Source organism: Austwickia chelonae NBRC 105200 (genome assembly GCF_000298175.1).
Lineage (GTDB): Bacteria > Actinomycetota > Actinomycetes > Actinomycetales > Dermatophilaceae > Austwickia > Austwickia chelonae.
In genome coordinates, this window is sequence record NZ_BAGZ01000002.1 from 91,098 (window position 1) to 113,124 (window position 22,027).

Consider the following 22,027-nt stretch of genomic DNA (forward strand, 5'->3'; position numbering starts at 1 on the left):
GGTGGTCCGGTCCGGGTGCGTTCAGCGGCCGGACCGGCGGAATTATGTGGTGCTCACAGCTCGACGGACATCGTCGAGCCTTCTCAGGATGCTTCCGTCGATGACATCGTCGCCCACCCGGATGTGCACGCCGCCGAGGACGTCCGGGTCGACGACCAGGTTGGCGTTGACCGCGCGTCCGTAGGTGCGGGCCAAGGCCGACTCGATCCGGTTCTTCTGTTCTTTGTCGAGCGGGATCGCCGAGGTCACGATCGCGGTGATCTGCCGCCGCCGCTCCGCCGCGATGGCGAGTTGCCGCCAGATCGCCGCGGAGTACTTACGTCCTCGGGGGTTGAGGACGGGTCGGGTCGACAGCCACAGGGCGTCCCGCGAGATGTGGCCGGCGAGCAGCCTCTCCAGCAGTTCGGCCTTGGGTGTCTTCTCGACATCCCGACGTCCGAGGAAGTCCCCGAGTTCGCGTTCGCGCTGCACCAGCTGTTCGACCTCGAAGAGTTCGTCCTCCAGCTGGGGAAGACGTCCTTCGCTCTCCACGGCGGCGAAGATCATGTCGACGCCGATCCGTTCGAGGGCGTCGACCAGGTCCTGGTCGGAGTTCCAACGTCCGCTGACCACGCTGTTCACGATGTTCAGCGCCTCGGTGGAGATCTGTCCACCGAGGATCTGGGTCGCGAGTTCACGTTTGGGCCAGGCGTCCCGGGAAGGGTCGGCGAAGGCTCGACGCAGGCGGGCTTCCCCGGAGAGAGCCTCACTGACCGCGAACAGATCTCCGGCCAGGGACCGCAGGTCGACGGTCCGTCGGCGCTCGATCTCGTGCGCGGTGTCGAGGGCAGCTTTCCAAGCGCCGCGGGAGGACCCTTCCATCAGACGTCCCGCGGTGCGTGGCCGTCGCCGGAGGAGGCCGTGGTCGGCTCGATCCGACCGGCCTCGAGCTCGCTGATGAACCGCTCGACGATGCCCCGTTGCCGAATCTCGTCGTGCAGGGATTCCCCGACGATCCTGCTGGCCAGGTCGGTGGAGAGCTGTCCGACGTCGCCTCGGAGCTGTTGCATGGCCTGGTTGCGCTCGGCTTCGATCTGGCGCTGGGCGTTCTCCAGGATGCGTGCCGCTTCCACCTGGGCCTGGTCGCGCATCTCCGCGATGATGGCTGCCCCCTGCTCGCGGGCTTCCTCACGGACCCGAGCTGCTTCGGTCCGGGCTTCGGACAGCTGCTGTTCGTACTGTGCCTTCAGGGCCTCGGCTTCGGCCAGGGCCTTTTCGGCGCGCCCCATGTCGCCTTCGATGGCCTCGGTCCGTTGCTGGTAGATGCCTTCGATGGTCGGGACGACCTTCTTCCAGATGTAGATCAGGAAGATCAGGAAGAGGACGAGTCCGAAGACGAGCTCGCCGGTGTGCGGCAGGATCGACGATCCCTGTCCGTCGTCGCCGCCGCCCCCACCTGCCATGGGTGCGAGGGCCACGACCTGATGTATCAGGCTGAGTTGCACGGAAATCTCCTATGAACAGGCTGTACCCCGACGCGTGGCTGCGGCCGGGGGCGGAGTGCGACCGCGGGTGGGTCAGGACCTGAAGATGAACAGCGCGACGAAGCCCAGGATGGCCAGGGCCTCGGCCACCGCGAAGCCGATGATCGCGACGGGCATGAGGGCGCTCTTGGCCTCGGGCTGGCGGGCGATCCCGTTGATCAGTGCGGCGAAGATGAGACCGATGGCAAGGGCCGGGCCGATGGTGGAGATGCCATAGCCAACGAGGTTCATGGTGCCGGTCATGATGATGCGTGTCCTTTTCTGGGCGTGAACCGGGGAGCGACTGCCCCCGGCGTTCGAGGGATATGTTCAGTTTTTACCGACAGCGCTGCGATCAGTGTTCGTCCGCGAGGGAGGAACCGATGTACGACGCTGCGAGCAGAGCGAAGACATAGGCCTGCAGGAATTGCACCAGCAGCTCGAAGAGTGTCATCAGGACACCCATTCCGAAAGAAGCGACACCGGCGAGTTTGAGAAGTCCGTCACCATGGAGGAGCAGGACTTCACCACCGAGGATGAAAAGCACCAGGACCATGTGACCGGCCATCATGTTGCCGAAGAGTCGCAGAGTCAGCGTCAGCGGACGCACGATGAAGTTGGAGATGAATTCCAGCGGGGCGATGAAGAACCTCATGATGAACGGCAGACCCGGGGGAATGAGCAGACCGAAATAACCCACCAGTCCGTGCTTCTTGATACCCGCATAGTGATAGGCGATGTACACGATAGCGACCAGACCGATCGGAAAGGCGATCCTCGCCATCGGGGGGTTCTGGAAGAACGGGATGATCGCCATGAAGTTGTTCAAGGCGATAAAGGTGAACAAGGCGAAGATCAACGGCATGAACCGGACCAGGTCCTTGCTGCCGATCATGTCCTTCGCGATGTCATTGCGGACGAAGTCGTAGACCATCTCGAACCGGTGCTGACGACGCGTCGGAACCGTCTGCGCCCCTTTCAGGGCGTAGGACATCCAACCGATGAGCGCGAGGAAGGCCACCAGCATGACCACCATGGGACGGGTGATGGTGACACCACCGACCGTCCACAGCGGCTGCCAGAAGTCGTAGGGCGAGGGAGGCGTGAACGTGCCAGCTTCCGCAGCGACACGCCCGGCGAGGGGGATCATGGCGCTCAGGACCACTTCATCTCCTTGAGGATCACACGTGCTTCGACTCGCGCGGGAGTGTGCACGCCCAGGGAACGGCAAAGGCAGACGCGGCCGGAGGACCGCACATCAGTCAGTGCAGTCAACTGCCACCGTACCGGAGCCAGATGACGTAAATGCTCATAGCGATGCCCAGAAGAATCCCGATCGCCACGATGAAATTCGTGCCCAGCCAGTAGTCGAGGCCGTATCCCATCCCCCCGAAGGTCAACGGCCCGGAGAAGAGATAGGAGAGGATCGCGGAGGCGTCGTCCCGGGCAGGAAGCGTTTCTCCCGAGATCGATGTCGTGCCGTGGTCATCGGCACTCGATGACTGTCGGACCATGGTCATCCCCTCCCCTCAACTCCCCTCAACGCGACTCGACGGTAGGCAGCGGCACGGAGTAGATCAGGGTCCGTGTCTTCAGCACGGCGAGGACGTGCATGCACTGCCACACGACAACTTCTACCAGAGCAGCTGCGGCGAACCACTTCCCCCTCAACCACCAGGAGTGGTCGAGTGTGTCATAGAGGCCGTAGAGCACACTCACCTGTGTGCCGTAAACAGCCAAAGCTCCCATGAGAGCGAGGGATTCCGCATACTTGAGAATGATCTCCAACGCGAGGGCTCCGCTGGCGAAGAATGCTGCCACCAGCAGGGTCCCTGCTGCTGCACTGATCGCCTCGTCGACACCGGCCACGAGAAAACCGGCCGTCGCGCCCACCAGACCGACCAGCGTTGACGCGAGAGCACCCCAGATGAGCACGACGCGACCCGGTGAGAACACCGATCGTGCGACACGCGCTACGGTCATGGGGTCTGCCAGTCCTCACTCGTGGGGCGACGTTGCCATCCTGCCACAGGCAGGAACCACCGAGGAGAACGCAGGAGCATGCCGAACCCCTCACGGCTTGTGAAAGCTATCACAAGCGTTTGTGCTCCAACCACTTCGGGAAACGCCCGGTCAACCACAAGGCCCCGGCCATGGCACCGGCGATGAGGAACAAGGGAACTGGCCCTTCGACATAGGCCAGGGCCACCGCCCCGAAAGCCACGATCCCTGCCCACAGATAGAGCAGCAACACCGCACCCATATGGCTGTGCCCCAGGCCTAACAGTTGGTGCTGCAGATGCTGCGCGTCCGGCGACCACGGGCTCTGCCCCCGCCTGGTGCGTCTGATCACCGCCAAGGTCATGTCCAGCAACGGGATGACGATCACCGCCAGGGGAAGCAGGATCGGCAGGTACATGGCCAACTGCTCGTTCCCCGAGGTCGGTACCGCCGGATCGACGTTACCGATGAAGGTGATGGTGGTCGCCGCCATCAGCAACCCCAGCAACAAGGCCCCGGCATCCCCCATGAACAAACGCGCCGGATGGAAATTGTGGGGCAGGAAGCCTGCGCAACAACCCACCGTCGCAGCACTGACGAAAGTCGCCGTGGAGAACACATTCGGCGGGTTGTACCGATAGGACACCCCGTAGACGTAGAGGAAGAACGAGAAAGCCGCGACAGCGACGATCCCTGCCGCGAGCCCGTCCAGACCGTCGACGAAGTTCACCGCATTCGTCGTCACCAGGACGATACCGATGGTCAGCACCACGAGCACCGGCGAAGGCAGCACTGTCACCCCCAGGATGGGCAGGGAGAGCAACTGCACCCCCGAATAGGCCATCACCCCCCCGGCGATGATCTGACCGGACAGTTTGGTGAGCCAGTCCAGTTCCCGGACGTCGTCGATGGCCCCCACCAGAGTGATCAGGATCGCTCCGATCACGATGCCCTTGATCTCCCCGGCGCTGCCCGGGCCGCAAGCGACCGGATCGGTACGGATGATGCAGTGCAGATGCGGGAGCTGGCTACCGACCGCGACAGCAGACAGGAAGCCGATGAGAATGGCCACCCCACCCATTCGAGGGATCGGGGTCTTGTGCACATCTCGGTCGCGCACCGGGGTGATCGCGCCGAGGCGGATAGCCGACCAACGCACTGCGGGTGTCACCGCGAAGGTCACCACCAGCGCCACGGCGAACACCAGGAAGTATTCGCGCACGCCCTCCGCCCTTCAGTCATGACAGTACTTTTGGTCAACTCTAGGCGGCTCGGGAGCCGAAAAGCACACCGGCCGACCTCCACCACGAGAGTCCTTGCCGAGCAAGAGGACCGGGGCCCAGCGGCGCTCTTGCACCGCAGGGCCCCGGTCCCGGCGTCCAGCAGGTCAGCCCTCCTGCAGGATGACGTAGAGCGTCCGCGGGCCGTGGACACCCTCGACCCGGGAGAGCTCGATGTCACTGGTGGCGCTCGGACCACTGATCCAGGTGGCCGGACGTCCGGCCCGGACCGAGTCACCCAGTCGTTCGACGGCCTCGGGGACATCGGAGACGACCTGGTCAGCCCGGACCACGCAGATGTGGATGTCCGGTACCAGGGAAAGAGCACGACGGCCCTGGTCGGCACCGTGGTCGAGCATGATCGTGCCGGTCTCGGCCACGCCAACGGCCGCAGCCGTCACCACGGCGTTCGTCTCGTCCAGCTGGCGCTGGGTGAGCGGCGGCTCGTCGGAAAGGATGTGCATCCCCGCGCCGACCACGGCCAGTCGCCAGGCCGGGTCCAGCCCGGAGGGCAGAACGACCGACTCGGCACCCAGCTGAGTGAGCGCACGCGCGATCTCGCGGGAGACGCCGGCCGCGTCCGTCCGCACGACCTCCGCCTTGTAGTCCTCGACCCGTTCCACGAACCGGTCCAGGACATCGGGCATCGCGGTCACCTGGTGGTACCGCCAGTCGACGGGGCTGTCGACCTCATGGTCCACCGGCGGGACATCGGCCAGCGCGGTGCGGATACGACCGAGAATCTCTTCCTTCGCAGACATCGAACCCATCCCGCTCATCGTCCCTGTCCTTCACGTTCGCGCTTCCACCAGCTCCGGAAGGATTCCTTCGGTGGCGCCGGGACATTCCGCGCATTGGTCCACTTCGACAACGGGTAGGGCAACGGGCCCAGATGGTCGACGCCCTTGCCCAGCCCCATCACCTTGCCGGACAGGCCCACTCCTGCGGTAGCAGCGGCCCAACGACGGGAGTCGGCCATCATCCAGGCCCCCGCCTTCATCATCGCCGGCTCGGCATGCGGATGTGTCATCCGCTTGAAGACACTCGACTGCTTGGCCTCGGTCTTCTTGGCCTCCACGACCTTGTTGCGCATGTGCACCAGAAGATCGGGGATGGGAATGCGCACCGGGCAGACGTCGAAGCAGGCCCCGCACAGGGTCGAGGCGAAGGGCAACGACTTGTCCACGGCGCTCCCCGTCCCCCGCAGCTGCGGGGTGAGGATCGAACCGATCGGCCCGGGATATACCGAACCGTAGGCGTGTCCACCGACCTTTTCGTAGACCGGGCAGACGTTGATGCAGGCCGAGCACCGGATGCACCGCAGTGCCTGGCGACCCTCCGGGTCGGAGAGCACCTTGGTCCGGCCGTTGTCGATCAGGACGACGTGCATCTCCTGCGGTCCGTCGCCCTCGGTGGGGCCGGTCCACAGCGAGGTGTACGGGTTCATCCGCTCACCGGTGGAGCTACGCGGCAGCAGCTGGAGGAAGACCTCCAGGTCGTCGAAGGTCGGGACGACCTTCTCGATCCCGACCACGGAGATCAGGGTCTCCGGAAGGGTCAGGCACATCCGGCCGTTCCCCTCCGACTCGACCACGGTCAGCGTCCCGGTCTCCGCCACGGCGAAGTTCGCGCCGGAGATCGCCACCTTGGCGCGCAGGAACTTCTCCCGCAGGTGCAGACGTGCCGCGCCGGCCAGCTGGGGAGGCTCCGCGGGAAGGTCCGCGGGAGCCGCCTTGCCGTAACGGCCCATCTCCTCCAGGAAGATCTCCCGGACCTCGGCCCGGTTCCGGTGGATGGCCGGGACCAGGATGTGGCTGGGACGGTCGTGACCCAGCTGGACGATCAGCTCGGCCAGGTCGGTCTCCCAGGCCGCGACCCCGGCCTCTTCCAAGGCCTCGTTCATGTCGATTTCCTGGGTGGCCATCGACTTGACCTTGACGACCTCGGAGACCTCGTCGGCGACCCCGTGGCGGGCCAGGGCAGCCTTCGTCAGCCGCACGATGATCTCGTTGGCCTCCTTGGCGTCCCGCGCCCAGTGGACCTGGGTGCCGGCCCGGGTCAACGACTCCTCGAGCTGCAGCAGGTAGGTGTCGAGGTGGCGCAGGGTCCGGTTCTTGATCGCCTCCCCGGCTTTGCGGAGCTCTTCCCAGTTGTCGAGCTCACCCACGACGCGGCCACGCTTGGCGCGGATCGTGGTCATCGCATGGTGCAGGTTGCCGCGCTGGACGGGGTTGGACAGCTCGCGCCGGGCAGCGATCGGGAACCGCGGCGAGTCGATCAGGTCGCCAGCAGGCGGGGCGGGGGTACGGCGCTCGCTCATGCCGGCACTCCTTCGGTCTGCGCCAGGATCTCGATCAGGTGGATGGGCTTGATCCCCGAGTTCTGACGGCCCAGCACACCGGAGATGTTCAGCAGGCAGAGGTTGTCACCGGTCACCAGGTACTCGGCGCCCGTCGAGGCCACGTGACGGGCCTTGTCCGAGGCCATCGCCACGGAGACGTCGGGGTTCTTCATGGAGAAGGTGCCGCCGAATCCGCAGCAGCGGTCCTCGTCGGGCAGTTCCAGGAGGGTCAGCCCCTTGACCGCCTTCAGCAGCCGGTAGGGCTTGTCGCCCACCTTCGCCACCCGGGTGGAGTGACAGGTGGGGTGATAGGTCACCTTGTGCGGGAAGTAGGCGCCCACGTCCTCGACGCCCAGGACGTCGATGATGAACTCGCTGATGTCGTAGGTGCGTCGCACGATCTCGGCGACCTCGGCCTGCAGACCTGTGTCATCGGCGTGCTCGGCCAGCATCGGGTGCTGCTCACGGACCGATCCGACGCAGGAGCCGGAGGGTGCCACGATGTAGTCGTACTTCCCGAAGGTGTCCACGAAGTTACGGACCACCGGGATGGTCTCGTCGAAGTACCCGGTGTTGGTGAAGGCCTGCCCGCAGCAGGTCTGCTTCTCCGGGAACTCGACCTCACAGCCGAGGCGCTCCAGGACGGAGAGCACGGCTTTGGGCGTGGCCGGGAACATGGCATCCCCAGCACAGGTGGCGAACAGGGCTACTTTTTTGCCCTCGCCCGGTTTGCTGTTCATAGCGACTCCTTGCGATCAACGGCCGAGAACCGGCCAGTGAAAAATCAGGGGAGAACCCAGGCCAGGACCGGCGTCGACATGAGGCCGGAGACCAGGCAGAGCACGACGAGGAGCCCCAGGCTCCACCCGATGACCTTGCGGAGCACCGTCGACTCGGACCCGGCCAGGCTCATCGCGGTCGCGGCGATGGCGAGGCTCTGCGGGGAGATCATCTTTCCGACGACACCACCGGCGGCGTTCGACCCCACGAGGAGCGCCTTGTGACCGATCTGGTCACCGACACCTGCCTGCAGGCCAGAGAACAGGATGTTGGCGCTCGTGTCGGAGCCGGTGACATAGGTGCCGATCCAACCCAGGATCGGGGCGAGGAAGGGGTACACCGCGCCGGCGCCGGCGATCCACATGCCCAGGGCCAAGGTCTGGCCGGAGTCGCCCATCACGTAGGCCAGAGCCACCACGGAACCGATGGTGAGCACGGTGAACTTCATCTTCTTGGCGTTGACGACCAGCTCACCGAAGAGGTCCTTCATGGAGACCTTGTAGATCAGACCGACCAGGATGGCCACGAAGGCCAACAGGATGCCCGGAGTCGAGGCCCAGGAGAAGGTGTAGGTCTGGTGCGAGGAGGCCTTGCCGACGCTGTCCAAGAGCTGCCCGGACAGGACCGGCCAGGGGATCTTCACGTCGAGGGACTTGGCGAACTTGGCGACCGGCGCGAGGTTGGCGATGGCGAAGACCACGATGACCAGGACGTAGGGCACGACGGCCATGAAGATGCGCTGACGGGTCAGGTCGGAGGCGTCGGTGGACTGGGCCTCGACCGGCTCACCCTCCACCTCGGGCACCAGCGGTGCACCGACCCGCGGACGTGCTTCGGCGGAACCGACCGGCTTCCAGACCCGGGTGAAGGCGATTGCCACGACGACGGAAACAACGGCCGAGAAGACCTCGGTCAGGTTGTAGAGAGCCGATCCCGAGATGATCCATTTGGTGATACCGAAGGTCAGACCGACGACCAGACCGAAGGGCCAGCACTGTTTCACGCCGTGCTTGCCGTCCATGACCGCGAGCAGCAGGAAGGGCACGACGATGCACAGGATGGCGGTGATACGGCCGGTGATCGGGGCGATCTGGTAGACGTCCATGTCCGCCGTCTTCGCCGCCATGAGGACCGGCAGGCCCACGGCGCCGAAGGCCACCGGGACGGTGTTCGCCAGCAGAGCGACGATCGCCGCGCGCAGTTTAGAGAAGCCGATGGCGATCAACATGACCGTGGTGATCGCCACCGGAGCGCCGAAGCCGGCCAGGGCCTCGAGCAAACCACCGAAGCAGAAGGCGATCAGCAGACCCAGGACACGGGTGTCGTCACTGATCAAGTAGAAAGTGCGCCGCAGGTCGTCGAAACGCCCCGAGATCACGGTGACCTGGTACATCCAGATCGCGGCGAGCAGGATCCAGACGATGGGGAAGATCCCGTAGAGGAATCCCTCCGCACTCGTTGCGGCTACCATGGCGACCGGCATCTTGAAGACGGCCACCGCGACGATACAGGCGAGTGCCCAGGAGAACAGGCCTGCGTAATGGGCCCGCCAACGCAGACCACCCAAGGTGATCAACATGGCGAGGATGGGGATCATGGCGACCAGCGCGGAGAGGAACTGGTTACCGGTCGGGTCAGTACTCGGCTGAAAGCCGGTGAGCACGGTCATGAGAACTCCGTTGTCCTTCGAGGGCGCCCTGAATTGCGACCCGCTGACTGCGGTCCGACCGCCAATTGGTCTGACCATACGAGATTAAGACCAAAGTCTGACATGTAAACAGTCCGAAGGTCACGTTCCATCGGCAGAATGTTCCATGTCTTGGACATCGACGCTCGGGCGGATTCTTTGAGCCTTCCAGCGTTCCAACCCCGAAGAACGGTACGGTCGCAGGTGATATCTCCATAGCCGTCCCGCTCGAAGGAACGGAAGAGGCAACCCATGAACGACGGACCTGCGGGCGATCAGCAGACCTGGCGCAAGATCACCAAGACCCGCGCCTACGAAGAAGTCATCGCTCGCATCGAAGAACAGATCCTGAACGACACCCTGAACGTGGGCGACCGACTCCCTCCGGAACGCGATCTGGCCACCAAGCTCGGCGTCAGCAGGGCAGCCGTCAGAGAGGCACTGCGCGTCCTGGAATCACAAGGCGTGCTGAAAGCCTCGGTCGGGGTCGGCCGCGACGGCGGGACCATCGTGTGCGCCATGCCCACCGAGGCACTCTCCCGGGTACTCAGGCTGCACGTGGCTCTGTCCAACTTCCCGATGTCCGACGTCATCGAGGCCCGCGTCATGCTGGAACGGTGGAGCGCTCGGCTGGCCGCTCGCGCACGTCAGGAAAAACATGTCGCAGAACTCCGCAGGCTCGTCGAGGCGATGGAGGACCCCGCCACCGACCGTTCGGCCTTCAACGACCTCGACACCGACTTCCACGTCACCCTGGCCGCGGCCGGGGAGAATGTTCTCGTCGCCGATATGACCATCGCCATCCGGGAATCCATGCGGATCCCGATCCTGACGTCCTTCCAGGCGATGGAGGACTGGGACACCTTCGTCGCCCATCTGCGCGACGGGCACCGCCGGATCTACCTCGCCGTCGCGGCGCAGGACGAGGACGCCGCCGCAGCCGTCGTGGAGGACCACATCAGGTTCGCCTATTCAGCCCTGGGCTGGCGCCGCCCCCGAGGACTCTGAGGAGAGTCATCCCGCCGCGGACCGCGGGCCGGTCCCCGACGCCACCCGCCGGATCTCCGCCTCGGGAATACCACCCTGACGTAGGACGACGAGTTCGTCCCTCGTACAGTCCACGATGGTCGAGGCCACCGACCCGCGGGCCGGCCCTCCGTCGAGATAGATCTCCACCGCCGGGCCGAACATCGCCGCCGCCTCGAGAACGGACGCCGCAGGCGGCTCGCCCGACCGATTCGCGCTGCTGACCGCCATCGGCCCGGTCTGGGACAGCAAAGCCAGGGCGACGGCGTCATCGGGCATCCGCAGGCCCACCGTGCCATTGGTCTCGCCCAGATCCCACATCAACGAGGCGTGCGCTCGCAGGATCAGGGTCAACGAGCCGGGCCAGAAGGCCTCCATCAGCCGGCGGGCGTAACCGGGCACCTCGGTGGCCAGGCCGTCGACGGTATGCGGGGAGGACACCAGGACGGCAGGGGGCATTTCCCGCCCGCGGCCCTTGGCTGCCAGGACCGCTGTCACCGCTGCAGCGTTGAAGGCGTCGGCACCGATTCCGTAGACCGTGTCGGTGGGTAGGACGACCAGACGCCCGTCACGGACGGCCGCCGCTGCGCGAGCGACGGCCTCCGCCCGGGCGTCCTCGGTGGTGCAGTCGATGACGGGGCTCATGGCCACAGTCTAGAAGTCGTCGAAGAACCCGCCCCCGGAGTCACCATCGAAGCCGAAGAAATCCCCCACCTCGGGAATCTCTACATCGGGGATGAGCCCTTCAGCTGCCGAATCCCACTGCTGGAAAGAATTCTCGTCGAAGAGCGAGTTGAAGACCGCCGTGCCGACGACGCCGGCAGCCACACCTCCCAGGAGCGCTGCACCCATGCCCAGGGCTGCGCCGCCCTTACCCATTCCGGCGCCTTCCCCACCCACGACCTTCTGCAGAGAGCCGGGCTCCCGCATCTCGGTACGAGTGGCCGAACGAGCCAAGGCCTGGGGGCTGTCGTCCGCCGGCTTGTCGGCCGGGTTGCCCTTCGAGAGACGCGCAAGAAGTTCCTTGCGCTGCTCCGGAGTGAGCTTGGCGAAGGCTTCTTCGTGAGCTTTCTCGATCTGGTCGGGCGGCGCCGTCTGCAACATGTACTGGTAACGCTTGAGCGCCTGCTCATCGGCAGCGGAGAGTGTCTGCCCACCGGACGCGGGTGCTCCGGGCTGAGCAGGAGGCTGTTCGCCCGGATTCACCGGAGCAGGCGAAGGAGCGGCGGCCGGTGGTGCCGGTGGCATCGCCGGAGGTGCCGGGGCCGCCGCGGGTGCGGGTGCGGGCGGAGCGGTCTGTGCCGGGGCCGGCGCAGGCTGCGCCATCGGCGCCTCGCCCTGCCCCCGGTCCTTTCGGCCACCACCAAACAGGCGGTCAAAGAAACCCATGGTCGTCCCTTCACGTCGGATCGGGCCCGAAATGCCCGTCGCTTACGGGTTGTCAACGTGTCAGGACGAGCTGACGTTCCCCGAATTCAGCCCTAAAAGGTTGAATCCATACTGGAATTCATCAACTTTTGACAGCAACGGTGATCCGCGGGCGACCGGTCAGGTCGGGAAGGTCCTCGACCTGACGCCACCCACCACGAGCCCGCACGGCCGCCGGCAGGCTCTCACCCTGAGCCTCGGCATGCTCCATGAAGAGCATGCCTCCCGGCATCAGCAGTCGAGCCGCCTGGTCGACCATGCGCAACGGAATCGTCAGGCCGTCCGCGCTCCCCCCGTAGAGCGCCATGCACGGATCGTGCCGACGCACCTCCAGGTCGATCGGAACCATGCCGTCAGGAATATAAGGCGGGTTGCAGGTGACCACATCCACCGTCCCGGCGAGCCGGGCCAGGGCCGGCAGGTCGAGATCCCCGGCGTCCCCGTGGACCGCCGCCACCTCGCCGCCGTGATCAGCCACGTTACGAACGGTGTAGACGAAGGCCTCCGCGGAGAGCTCGACCGCGTGGACCTCCACGCCCTGGGTCTCGTCGGCCACGGCCAGTGCGATCGCCCCAGACCCGGTGCACAGGTCGACCATCACCTGACGACGTCCGTCCCGGTCCTGCCTGGACGTCAGCTCCTGGATCGCCACCCCGGCCAGTAGCTCGCTCTCCGGACGTGGGATGAAGACGCCCGGCCCCACCGTCAACTCCAGACGGCGGAAGGCCGCTCTCCCGGTCAGATGCTGCACCGGGATCCGCTCGGCACGTCGCCGCACCAGAGAGGCGTATCCCGGCGGTGTCTTCGCCCCCAGGATCGCGCTGCCGTGCACCTCGCCCGGGGAGATCCCCGCCAGATGAGCTGCCAGGAGAACTGCGTCCGCCTGTGGACTCGGTACCCCGGCCGCCGCGAGGACTGACATGGCCCACCGCAGCGCCTTCCCGAGCTCCGCCGGAGCCTGGTCATCGGCCACGCCCGGAGAGACATCATCGTTCACGGGCGATCGACCATCCGTGCCAAACGGGCCGCCTCATCCGCATCGACCGCGGACTGCACGACCGGGTCCAGTTCCCCGTCCAGGACGGTGTCGAGGTTGTAAGCCTTGAAACCGGTGCGGTGATCGGCGATCCGGTTCTCCGGGAAGTTGTACGTCCGGATGCGTTCGCTGCGGTCGACCGTCCGGACCTGGCTGCGACGGGCGTCGGCTGCCTGGGCTTCCTGCTCGTCCACCCGCATCTGGTGGAGCCGGGCGCGCAGCACCCGCAATGCGGACTCCTTGTTCTGCAACTGGGACTTCTCGTTCTGGCAACTGACGACCAGGCCGGTGGGCAGGTGGGTGATCCGCACCGCGGAGTCGGTGGTGTTGACACTCTGGCCACCGGGACCGGACGAACGGTAGACATCGATGCGCAGGTCGGCCGGGGAGATCTCGACCTCTTCGGGATCGTCGAGATCCGGCATCACCAGGACGCCTGCCGCCGACGTGTGAATGCGGCCCTGGCTCTCGGTCACCGGGACCCGCTGGACCCGGTGCACCCCGCCCTCGTACTTCAGTCGTGCCCACGGTGCCTCGCCCGGCCCTGGAACGCCTCGAGCGGACACCGCCAACCGAACGTCCTTGTACCCCCCCAGGTCCGACTCCATCAGATCGAGGATCTGCGTGGACCATCCACGACGTTCGGCATAGCGCAAGTACATCCGGAGCAGATCCCCGGCGAAGAGCGCCGATTCCTCACCGCCCTCCCCCGCCTTGATCTCCACGATCGCGTCCCGGTCGTCGTCAGGGTCACGGGGCACCAGCAGGGCCCGCAAGCGGGACCGGGCTACGTCGAGTTTCTCCTGCAGCGCGGGGATCTCCTCGGCGAACGACGCATCCTCAGCTGCAAGCTCACGCGCAGCTGCCAGATCGTCGGTGATCCCCTGTACTTCGCCGTAGGAGCGGACGATCGGTGCCAGGGCGGCATATCGCTTGTTGAGCTTCTTCACCAAGGACTGGTCGGCGAAGATCGCTGGATCGGCCAGACGCGCCTCGATCTCGGCGTACTCCTGGGCTTGCGCTGCTGCGGACTCCAACATCTTGCTTCTCCTCATCGGCATGAAGGACGACTCTGTGCCTGACATGCACCGACGCCGATCCGAGATGCCCTGGGGCATCTCGGATCGGCGTCGGTCGGAAAAGCTACTTGGCGGCCTTCTTGCCGTAACGGGCCTGGAAACGAGCCACCCGGCCACCGGTGTCGAGGATCTTCTGCTTGCCCGTGTAGAACGGGTGGCACTGGCTGCAGACGTCGGCGCTGATGGCGCCGCCCTTGGCCGTGCTGCGGGTGGTGAAGGTGCTACCGCAGGTGCACGTCACCGTGGTCTCCACATAAGTGGGGTGAATGTCTTTCTGCACGATCTCTCCTCAGGGGGTGGTCGCTCTGCCGGGTCGCGCACCTCGGATGGTGCGACGTGAACCGGCAGCCAACAGCCCAGTTTGCCAGAAATCGCCGGGCGTGGAGAAATCCCGAGGTGGCTGAGCAGCGTTCCCTTCCGATACGACGGTGCGGGCCCGGCCTGAAGGCCGGGTCCGCACCGCGTCGTGTTCGTTCTTCCTGAGGAGTCACCCCTCGGAAAGGAACAGAACGGTTCAGTCCTCGTCGTCCAGTTTGATGCTGCTGTTGCGCTGCACCATCATCAGGAATTCCGCATTCTGTTTCGTCTTCTTCATCTGGGCGAGCAACAGCTCCAGCGCAGCCTGGGACTCCAGGGCCGACAGGATACGCCGCAGCTTCCACATGAGTTTCAGCTCGTCCGCGCTCATCAGAATCTCCTCCCGACGTGTCCCCGACGGGTTCACGTCGACAGCGGGGAAGATCCGGCGGTCGGCGAGCTGACGGGACAACCGCAGCTCCATATTTCCGGTGCCCTTGAATTCCTCGAAGATGACCTCGTCCATCTTGGAGCCGGTCTCCACCAGCGCAGTGGCGAGGATCGTCAGCGAGCCACCGTTCTCGATATTGCGTGCGGCGCCGAAGAAACGCTTCGGCGGGTAGAGCGCCGAGGAATCCACACCACCGGAGAGGATCCGGCCGGACGCAGGCGCTGCCAGGTTGTAGGCACGCCCCAGCCTGGTGATGGAATCCAGGAGGACGACCACGTCGTGCCCCATCTCGACGAGACGCTTCGCCCGCTCGATCGCCAACTCGGCCACCGTGGTGTGGTCGTCGGCCGGACGGTCGAAGGTGGAGGCGATGACCTCACCCTTCACCGTCCGCTGCATGTCGGTGACCTCTTCAGGCCGCTCGTCGACGAGCACGACCATGAGGTGGGCCTCAGGGTTGTTCTTGGTGATCGCATTCGCGATCGCCTGCAGGATCAGGGTCTTACCGGCCTTGGGCGGGGAGACGATCAGCCCACGCTGACCTTTACCGATCGGCGACACGAGGTCGATGATCCGAGTCGTGTAGATGTTCGGTTCGGTCTCCAGACGCAGACGTTCCTGCGGGTACAGCGGGGTGAGCTTGTTGAACTCGACCCGCCCCTTGGCCGAGTCCGGTGCTCCGCCGTTGACCGTGTCCAGACGCACCAGGGCGTTGAACTTCTGCCGTGCGGGGAGCTGCTCGCCCTCCCGGAGTGCCTTGACCGCACCGGTCACCGCGTCACCCTTGCGCAGACCGTGCTTCTTGACGATGCCCAGCGGGACGTAGACGTCATTAGGACCGGGGAGATAACCACTGGTCCGCACGAAGGCGTAGTTGTCCAGGACGTCGAGGATCCCCGCGATCGGCACCAGGACGTCGTCCTCGGTGAAGGTCTCCATCTGGTCGCTGTAGTCGTCGCCCATGCCACGGTTGCCCCGACGCTTACGGTCGCGGCTGCGCTGACGGTTGCGGCGACGGCCGCCCCGGCTGTCGTCGTCGTCGCCGAAACGGCGGTTGTCGCTCTGGCGCCCGCCGCTCTGCCCCGACTCGCCTCGGGAGTCGCTACGGGACTGTCCGGAGTCGCTGCTCTGGTCCCCGTTCTGTCGAGAGTCGCGCTGCCGTTCCCGGCGGGAGCGGCGACGTCCCTGACCTTCGTCGCTGTTCTGGGAGCTCTCACCATTTCCAGCAGCACCCTGTTGACGGACCTCGGCCTGCTCGCTGCGCGAGGAAGACTTCTCCTGCTCGACCGGAGCCGGGGTGGTCTCCTCGCGTCGTTCCGGTGCAGCGACCGGCGCGGTGGCGCGGCGGGAGCGGCGTTGGCGTCCGGTTCCGGCCGGGGGCTGCTCATCCTGGCCGGCTGGCGTGCCTCGGACTTCTCCTGCTGACGTCTTCACCACAGGCTCCGCATCTTTCGTGGTCTTCTCAGAGGGGGTGGAGCGTCGTGTCCCCTCGTCCGACGTGGCTTTCTCCTCGGACACGGATGTGGACTGGACCTTGCCCGTCCTTCGAGGTGCAGCGACCTGGACGTCGATGGTGGAAGCACCGCCCTGGCGTTCCTTGATGGCGAGGATCAAATCACCCTTGCGCATGCCGGACGTACCGGAGATACCCATGGCCTGCGCAAGGTTCTGGAGCTCGGCCAGCCGCAGCGTCGTCAGGCCGCGACGCTTCGGGGCCTCATCCGCAGGCGTGGAGAGCTCGGTGGTGTCAGTCACGAAGGTCCTTCCCTCGTCGTACGAAGCCGGTCAACTACCGGACCTCGACCTCGGTCGGCGGGCCGTCACGCAGGGACGACGGCAGCGCCAATGTAGAATTTCCGCCCGGACCTGCATATTTTCAGGTCCCCTTGTCACGGTGTGCGGCAAAGGAAATTGGCGGCGATGGTTGGGGAGGTCGGCCAGCAACGGGATTACATCAACCGTTGGTGACGATCTGCTCCTGTGTGCCGTCGGATCCGATCAGGGCTGGCCGGTGTGGCGCACGGTTCCCCGTGGAGCAAGTCGAATGTAGCACGATTAGTTCGACGGGGCCGAACGCACCACCGCTTTCGCCCAGCTGGACGTACTCGCCGTCGACACCGACGGATTCATGCCCCGGCTGGATACCCCCGCCCAGCCAAGGCCGCCTCCGCCCCACCCACCGGCACTCCCGGAGTCAGCACCTGCCAATGGCCGGGGCTCTCAGCGCAAACCGTCGTAGCACAGGCCTCGGCCTGAGCCGAGCAGTCCCGAGTGGTCAACACCATCACCGTCGGCCCCGCACCGGAGACCACCGCGGCGAAACCTGCCGCCCGAAGTGCGTCGACGACCCTCATCGTCGACGGATAAGCGATCCGACGCTGCTCCTGATGCAACCATTCGCAGGTCGCTGCCATGAGCAGATCCGGCCGACGACTCATCGCCTCCACCAGCAGGGCCGCACGACCTGCCGTAGCGGCCGCTGCCCGCAAGGAGACCTCCGTGGGCAGCGCGGCCCGTGCCGCCGCCGTCGACAACTCCACATCAGGCACCAAGACCACCGGGACGACATCCTCGTGCACCGGGATCCGAGCCGTGGAGAAACCGATGCCGGAGGCACCTTCGGCCCACGAGACCGTCATCCCACCGAAGACGCTGGCCGAACTGTTGTCCGGATGGCCCTCGACCCGAGCCGCCATCTCGTTGACGAAATCGCGGTCCACCGGGAGCTCCCCCTCAGGGACCGATTCCGACGAGGCCACGTACAGCGCGCTCGCCAAGGTGAAACCGGTCACTGCCGCAGTGGCGGAACTACCCATCCCCCTGCTGTGCGGGATCCGGTTGAGACACGAGAGCTCCATCCCCGGTGCCGGGGAACAGCCCAGCTCGAGCAGACCCAAGGCGAGACAGCGGTACACCAGGTGCCGCTCGTCCACGGGCACCTGGTCTGCGCCCTCGCCGTCGACCCGGATGCGCAGGCCTTCGCCGCCTACCATGACCTCGGCCTCGTCCCAGACGCCCAGGGCGAGGCCGACCGAATCGAAGCCCGGACCCAGGTTCGCGCTGCTCGCCGGGACCCGGACCCGAACCCGCAGGCCGTCCAGAGAAGTCGTCACCGGATCAGAACTCGAGCCCCAGCGCACGGGCTGCGCTCACCGCATCCGCACCGACCCTGGTCGGAGTCACCTCAGAACCGTCGGCGCCACGCAATGCCCAGGACGGGTCCTTCAAACCGTGACCGGTCACGGTGCACACGACCGTCGCCCCGGAAGGGACCAAGCCCGCCGTGTGCATCTTGAGCAGCCCCGCGACGCTCGCCGCCGAGGCCGGCTCGACGAAGATGCCCTCGGTCGACGAGAGCAGACGGTGTGCCTCGAGGATCTCGGCATCGGTCACTGCGTCGATGAGGCCGTCGGAGGCGTCCCGGGCCTCCTCCGCCTGCTGCCAGCTCGCCGGATTACCGATCCGGATCGCCGTGGCGATGGTTTCCGGTTCGTCGACCGGGTGGCCGAGCACGATCGGAGCGGCCCCAGCGGCCTGGAAGCCCCACATCTTCGGCAGCCGGGTGGCCGGCCCCCCTGCAGCCGCCGCTCCCTGCGCACCAGGAGTGCCGCCGAGATATTCCTGGTAACCACGCCAATAGGCAGTGATATTGCCGGCATTCCCGACCGGCAGACAGTGAATATCCGGTGCATCGCCCAAGGCGTCGACGATTTCGAAGGATGCCGTCTTCTGCCCTTCGATCCGGGCAGGGTTGACCGAGTTCACCAATTCCACCGGGTAGGCCTCGGCAAGTTTGCGAGCCACCATCAGACAGTCGTCGAAGTTCCCCTCGACCTGCAACAAGGTGGCCCCGTGCGCGATCGCCTGCGAGAGCTTCCCCATCGCGATCTTGCCCTCAGGGACCAGAACTCCACAGGTCATGCCGGCCTTCATCGCATAGGCGGCTGCCGAGGCGCTCGTATTGCCGGTGGAAGCGCAGATGACGGCTTCGGCCCCATGCGCCGCAGCCATCGATATGGCCGTGGTCATCCCCCGGTCCTTGAAGGAACCGGTCGGGTTCATCCCTTCGAATTTCACCCACACCCGTGCCCCGACCTGCGCCGAGAGACGTTCCGCCTCGATCAGCGGGGTGCCACCCTCGCAGAGCGAGACGACCGGCGCACCGGAGAGCATCGGCAGTCTCTCGGCATATTCTCGAATGACGCCTCGCCACTGGTGAGCCATGTCAGTCCCCTTCCACGCGCATGACACTCGTCACGCCCCGGACGATGTCCAGCTCGGACAGTTCATCGACGGTCGCCGACAGGGCAGCATCTGCTGCCGTATGGGTCACGACCACCAACTGGGCTGCCGACCCCGGCAGCTCACGATCCGTCTCGTCGAGATCGTGCGGCGGGCAGGCCTCCTGCCGGACTTGCTGGATCGACACCCCGTGGGTCGCGAACACCGAGGCGATCTGGGCCAGCACACCGGGCAGGTCCGCGACCTCCAGATTGATGTAATACCGCGTAGCAGCGCTGCCCATCGGCAGCACAGCCAGGTCCGCGTAGGCAGATTCCTTCGGACCCAGCCCGCCGCCCACGCGATGGCGAGCCACGGCGACCACGTCACCCAGCACTGCCGAAGCCGTCGGGTCCCCGCCGGCCCCCGGCCCGTAGAACATGAGCTGGCCAGCTGCCGAAGCCTCGACGAAGACGGCGTTGAAGGCCTCACGGACACCGGCCAACGGGTGGTTGCGAGGCACCATGGCCGGATGCACACGGACGCTCACGCCCTGCGTGCCCTGCCCGTCGACCACACGTTCACAGATCGCCAACAGCTTGACGACACAATCCATCTCTGCGGCCGCGACCACGTCGGCAGCCGAGACCTCCGTGATGCCCTCCCGGTAGACGTCCCGACTGCTGACCCTGGTGTGGAAGGCCAAGGAGGCCAGGATCGCCGCCTTGGCCGCGGCGTCGAAACCCTCGACATCCGCCGTGGGGTCGGCCTCGGCGTACCCCAGGGCCTGGGCCTGCGCGACGGCTTCGGCAAAACCGGCCCCGGTGGCGTCCATCTTGTCCAGGACGTAGTTGGTCGTGCCGTTGACGATGCCGATGATCCGGGAGACGTCGTCCCCGGCCAGGGACTCCCGCAAGGGACGCAGCAGAGGAATGGCACCGGCGACGGCCGCCTCGAAGTACAGATCGACGCCGTACCTGGCCGCTGCCTCGTACAGCGCGGGGCCGTCCTCGGCCAGCAGGGCCTTGTTCGCCGTGACGACGCTGGCACCGTGTTCCATCGCGCGCAGGATCAGACTGCGCGCCGGTTCGATCCCGCCGATGACCTCGACGACGATATCCGCCCTGGTCACCAGCTCTTCCGCATCGGTGGTGAAAGCCTCGTCAGGAAGGAGGGTGTCGCTGCGGTCACGCCCCAACCGCCGGACGGCGACCCCTTCGATCCGGATCGGCCGACCGATCCGGGCCGCCAGGTCGTCGGCATTCTGCGTGAGCAGACGCGCCACGGACGAACCGACCACCCCGCACCCGAGCAGGGCGACGCGCAGAGGAACAACAGCGTTGTCGCTCAAGAGAATTCTCCTTACTGCTCTGATAGATGAAGCTGGTTCCCACACAGACCCCCGGCCCAGGGCGACGGCACAAGCGATACTCCGCCGCCCCGACGAGAAAGATCAGGCGTCGACGTCCAGACCCAGGATGTCCTCGACCGTCTCCCGACGTACGATCACCCGCGCCTCGGCCACACCCTCGGCGCCCCGCCGGACTGCGACCACCGGCGGACGCGGCACGTGGTTGTACTGGCTCGACAACGCCCGGCAGTAGGCCCCGGTGCCCGGGACCGCCAACAGATCACCCGGCCGTACATCCTGCGGGAGATATTCGTCCATCACGACGATATCGCCCGACTCACAGTGTTTCCCGACCACCCGACTGATCATCGGCGGAGCATCGCTACGCCGATTCGCCAAGGTCACCGAGTAGTCCGCCCCGTAGAGCGCGGTACGGGCGTTGTCGCTCATCCCACCGTCGACCGAGACATAGGCCCGACGCGCACCATGGTCGAGATGAACCTCCTTGACCGTGCCGACCTCGTAGACGGTGAAAGCCGACGGCCCGGCAATGGCCCGTCCCGGTTCGATCGACACGGCGGGAACATCGATGCCCTCGACCGCGCACTCCCGGACGATGATCCGCGCCAACTGTGAGCCCAGCTCCGCCGCCGACAACGGTGTGTTCTCCGAGGTGTAGGCGATACCGAAACCACCACCGAGATCCAGTTCGGGCATCACATGACCCGATTCCCGGGCGATCTGCGCATGCAGGGACAACACCCGCCGTGCCGCCACCTCGAAGCCAGAGGTGTCGAAGATCTGCGAACCGATGTGGCTGTGCAACCCGAGTAGATTCAGTTCCGGGTGCGCCAGCACCGCTTCGGCCGCCTTCATCGCCTGGCCACCGGCGATAGAGAAACCGAACTTCTGGTCTTCGTGCGCCGTGGCGATGAACTCGTGGGTGTGCGCCTCCACCCCGGCGGTCACCCGCAACATCACCGGGGCCACGACACCCAGACGGGCCGCGACCGCCGTGACCCGCTCGATCTCGTCGAAGCTGTCCATCACGATACGGCCGATGCCGTACCGCAACCCGGCCTCGATCTCGGCTACGGACTTGTTGTTGCCATGCATCTCCAGGCGTTCCCCGGGGAAGCCCACCCGTTGGGCCACCGCCAGTTCACCGCCGGAACAGACGTCCAGACCCAGGCCTTCTTCCATGACCCACCGGGCCACCTGGGTACACAGGAAGGCCTTGCCCGCGTAGTAGACCTTCAGCCCACCGCATCCCGCGAAAGATGCACCGAAGTCGTCACGGAAAGACCTCGCCCGGGCGCGGAAGTCGGCCTCGTCCACGACATAGGCCGGAGTCCCGTGCTCAGCCACCAGATCGGTGATCCGCATCCCCGCCACGGTGAGGACACCGTCGGTGTCCTTGTCGACGCCTGACGACCAGAGCTGGGGCAACAGGACGTTGACATCCGTGGGGTGCGGGAGCCACTGCGGTGCCGCACCGTAACCGTCAGAGTGGAGTGCCCCTGCCTCGTGCGCGCGCATCACACCGT

At 65.9% G+C, this 22,027-nt stretch carries 22 protein-coding genes; 1 reads left to right on the forward strand and 21 read right to left on the reverse strand.

The window, feature by feature from the left end; all coding sequences use genetic code 11:
- Window positions 1–42: 42 nt before the first annotated feature.
- The 11 genes from AUCHE_RS01375 to AUCHE_RS01425 form a co-directional block, all read right to left on the reverse strand.
- The gene (locus tag AUCHE_RS01375; RefSeq protein ID WP_006501463.1) at window positions 43–861 is read right to left on the reverse strand and encodes a F0F1 ATP synthase subunit delta; all 819 of its coding nucleotides are present in this window, start codon (window positions 859–861) and stop codon (window positions 43–45) included.
- Window positions 861–1,484, reverse strand: a complete 624-nt coding sequence (locus tag AUCHE_RS01380; RefSeq protein ID WP_006501464.1) for a F0F1 ATP synthase subunit B — start codon at window positions 1,482–1,484, stop codon at window positions 861–863. Before AUCHE_RS01380 ends, AUCHE_RS01375 begins: the two co-directional genes overlap by 1 nt.
- A gap of 72 nt (window positions 1,485–1,556) precedes the next feature.
- A complete protein-coding gene (locus AUCHE_RS01385; RefSeq protein WP_430732298.1) occupies window positions 1,557–1,772 on the reverse strand; it encodes an ATP synthase subunit c family protein in 216 nt (71 codons plus the stop codon).
- A gap of 85 nt (window positions 1,773–1,857) precedes the next feature.
- The gene (atpB, locus tag AUCHE_RS01390) at window positions 1,858–2,667 is read right to left on the reverse strand and encodes a F0F1 ATP synthase subunit A (protein ID WP_006501466.1); all 810 of its coding nucleotides are present in this window, start codon (window positions 2,665–2,667) and stop codon (window positions 1,858–1,860) included.
- Window positions 2,668–2,773: 106 nt separating this feature from the next.
- On the reverse strand, window positions 2,774–3,022 hold the full coding sequence (locus AUCHE_RS01395) for a hypothetical protein (RefSeq protein ID WP_006501467.1): 249 nt from the start codon (window positions 3,020–3,022) through the stop codon (window positions 2,774–2,776).
- 19 nt (window positions 3,023–3,041) lie between these two features.
- Complete coding sequence (locus AUCHE_RS01400) at window positions 3,042–3,485, reverse strand: hypothetical protein (protein WP_006501468.1); 444 nt, start codon at window positions 3,483–3,485, stop codon at window positions 3,042–3,044.
- Between the two features lie 109 nt (window positions 3,486–3,594).
- A complete protein-coding gene (locus AUCHE_RS01405; RefSeq protein WP_006501469.1) occupies window positions 3,595–4,725 on the reverse strand; it encodes a glycosyltransferase family 4 protein in 1,131 nt (376 codons plus the stop codon).
- A gap of 165 nt (window positions 4,726–4,890) precedes the next feature.
- Window positions 4,891–5,562, reverse strand: a complete 672-nt coding sequence (locus AUCHE_RS01410) for a LutC/YkgG family protein (protein WP_006501470.1) — start codon at window positions 5,560–5,562, stop codon at window positions 4,891–4,893.
- The gene (locus AUCHE_RS01415; RefSeq protein ID WP_006501471.1) at window positions 5,559–7,103 is read right to left on the reverse strand and encodes a LutB/LldF family L-lactate oxidation iron-sulfur protein; all 1,545 of its coding nucleotides are present in this window, start codon (window positions 7,101–7,103) and stop codon (window positions 5,559–5,561) included. Before AUCHE_RS01415 ends, AUCHE_RS01410 begins: the two co-directional genes overlap by 4 nt.
- On the reverse strand, window positions 7,100–7,864 hold the full coding sequence (locus AUCHE_RS01420) for a (Fe-S)-binding protein (protein ID WP_006501472.1): 765 nt from the start codon (window positions 7,862–7,864) through the stop codon (window positions 7,100–7,102). Before AUCHE_RS01420 ends, AUCHE_RS01415 begins: the two co-directional genes overlap by 4 nt.
- A gap of 44 nt (window positions 7,865–7,908) precedes the next feature.
- Window positions 7,909–9,573: an L-lactate permease gene (locus tag AUCHE_RS01425; RefSeq protein WP_006501473.1), complete on the reverse strand. Its 1,665-nt coding sequence runs from the start codon at window positions 9,571–9,573 to the stop codon at window positions 7,909–7,911.
- A 270-nt stretch (window positions 9,574–9,843) separates the two neighbouring features.
- Between AUCHE_RS01425 and AUCHE_RS01430 the strand changes: the two genes are divergently transcribed.
- Entirely contained in the window at window positions 9,844–10,599 is a 756-nt protein-coding gene (locus tag AUCHE_RS01430; RefSeq protein WP_006501474.1) for a FadR/GntR family transcriptional regulator, read from the forward strand.
- 6 nt (window positions 10,600–10,605) lie between these two features.
- Here AUCHE_RS01430 and AUCHE_RS01435 read toward each other — a convergent pair whose 3' ends face one another.
- The 10 genes from AUCHE_RS01435 to lysA all read right to left on the reverse strand — a co-directional run bounded on the left by AUCHE_RS01435 (window position 10,606) and on the right by lysA (window position 22,019).
- The gene (locus AUCHE_RS01435) at window positions 10,606–11,262 is read right to left on the reverse strand and encodes an L-threonylcarbamoyladenylate synthase (protein WP_040321158.1); all 657 of its coding nucleotides are present in this window, start codon (window positions 11,260–11,262) and stop codon (window positions 10,606–10,608) included.
- Between the two features lie 9 nt (window positions 11,263–11,271).
- Window positions 11,272–11,943, reverse strand: coding sequence for a hypothetical protein (locus AUCHE_RS16430; protein WP_162137208.1), 672 nt, complete (start codon window positions 11,941–11,943; stop codon window positions 11,272–11,274).
- Between the two features lie 184 nt (window positions 11,944–12,127).
- Window positions 12,128–13,042, reverse strand: a complete 915-nt coding sequence (prmC, locus tag AUCHE_RS01445) for a peptide chain release factor N(5)-glutamine methyltransferase (RefSeq protein WP_006501477.1) — start codon at window positions 13,040–13,042, stop codon at window positions 12,128–12,130.
- On the reverse strand, window positions 13,039–14,121 hold the full coding sequence (gene prfA, locus AUCHE_RS01450; RefSeq protein ID WP_006501478.1) for a peptide chain release factor 1: 1,083 nt from the start codon (window positions 14,119–14,121) through the stop codon (window positions 13,039–13,041). Before prfA ends, prmC begins: the two co-directional genes overlap by 4 nt.
- Window positions 14,122–14,224: 103 nt before the next feature.
- Complete coding sequence (gene rpmE / locus AUCHE_RS01455; protein WP_006501479.1) at window positions 14,225–14,440, reverse strand: 50S ribosomal protein L31; 216 nt, start codon at window positions 14,438–14,440, stop codon at window positions 14,225–14,227.
- Window positions 14,441–14,674: 234 nt separating this feature from the next.
- Window positions 14,675–16,663 (reverse strand): transcription termination factor Rho, encoded by a 1,989-nt coding sequence (gene rho, locus AUCHE_RS01460; protein ID WP_006501480.1) that lies wholly within the window; start codon window positions 16,661–16,663, stop codon window positions 14,675–14,677.
- A gap of 371 nt (window positions 16,664–17,034) precedes the next feature.
- Entirely contained in the window at window positions 17,035–18,021 is a 987-nt protein-coding gene (thrB, locus tag AUCHE_RS01465; protein ID WP_006501481.1) for a homoserine kinase, read from the reverse strand.
- 4 nt (window positions 18,022–18,025) lie between these two features.
- Window positions 18,026–19,132 (reverse strand): threonine synthase, encoded by a 1,107-nt coding sequence (gene thrC, locus AUCHE_RS01470; RefSeq protein ID WP_006501482.1) that lies wholly within the window; start codon window positions 19,130–19,132, stop codon window positions 18,026–18,028.
- 1 nt (window position 19,133) lies between these two features.
- Window positions 19,134–20,480, reverse strand: a complete 1,347-nt coding sequence (locus AUCHE_RS01475) for a homoserine dehydrogenase (protein ID WP_006501483.1) — start codon at window positions 20,478–20,480, stop codon at window positions 19,134–19,136.
- A 102-nt stretch (window positions 20,481–20,582) separates the two neighbouring features.
- The gene (gene lysA / locus AUCHE_RS01480) at window positions 20,583–22,019 is read right to left on the reverse strand and encodes a diaminopimelate decarboxylase (protein WP_006501484.1); all 1,437 of its coding nucleotides are present in this window, start codon (window positions 22,017–22,019) and stop codon (window positions 20,583–20,585) included.
- Between the last annotated feature and the right edge of the window lie 8 nt (window positions 22,020–22,027).

Bases quoted from the DNA above. Each gene is read 5' to 3' on its own strand.
- AUCHE_RS01375 (WP_006501463.1), bottom strand. From the start codon at position 861: ATGGAAGGGTCCTCCCGCGGCGCTTGGAAAGCTGCCCTCGACACCGCG.
- AUCHE_RS01395 (WP_006501467.1), bottom strand. From the start codon at position 3,022: ATGACCATGGTCCGACAGTCATCGAGTGCCGATGACCACGGCACGACA.
- AUCHE_RS01400 (WP_006501468.1), bottom strand. From the start codon at position 3,485: ATGACCGTAGCGCGTGTCGCACGATCGGTGTTCTCACCGGGTCGCGTC.
- AUCHE_RS01410 (WP_006501470.1), bottom strand. From the start codon at position 5,562: ATGAGCGGGATGGGTTCGATGTCTGCGAAGGAAGAGATTCTCGGTCGT.
- AUCHE_RS01415 (WP_006501471.1), bottom strand. From the start codon at position 7,103: ATGAGCGAGCGCCGTACCCCCGCCCCGCCTGCTGGCGACCTGATCGAC.
- AUCHE_RS01420 (WP_006501472.1), bottom strand. From the start codon at position 7,864: ATGAACAGCAAACCGGGCGAGGGCAAAAAAGTAGCCCTGTTCGCCACC.
- AUCHE_RS01425 (WP_006501473.1), bottom strand. From the start codon at position 9,573: ATGACCGTGCTCACCGGCTTTCAGCCGAGTACTGACCCGACCGGTAAC.
- AUCHE_RS01430 (WP_006501474.1), top strand. From the start codon at position 9,844: ATGAACGACGGACCTGCGGGCGATCAGCAGACCTGGCGCAAGATCACC.
- AUCHE_RS01435 (WP_040321158.1), bottom strand. From the start codon at position 11,262: ATGAGCCCCGTCATCGACTGCACCACCGAGGACGCCCGGGCGGAGGCC.
- AUCHE_RS16430 (WP_162137208.1), bottom strand. From the start codon at position 11,943: ATGGCGCAGCCTGCGCCGGCCCCGGCACAGACCGCTCCGCCCGCACCC.
- prfA (WP_006501478.1), bottom strand. From the start codon at position 14,121: ATGTTGGAGTCCGCAGCAGCGCAAGCCCAGGAGTACGCCGAGATCGAG.
- thrC (WP_006501482.1), bottom strand. From the start codon at position 19,132: ATGGCTCACCAGTGGCGAGGCGTCATTCGAGAATATGCCGAGAGACTG.
- lysA (WP_006501484.1), bottom strand. From the start codon at position 22,019: ATGCGCGCGCACGAGGCAGGGGCACTCCACTCTGACGGTTACGGTGCG.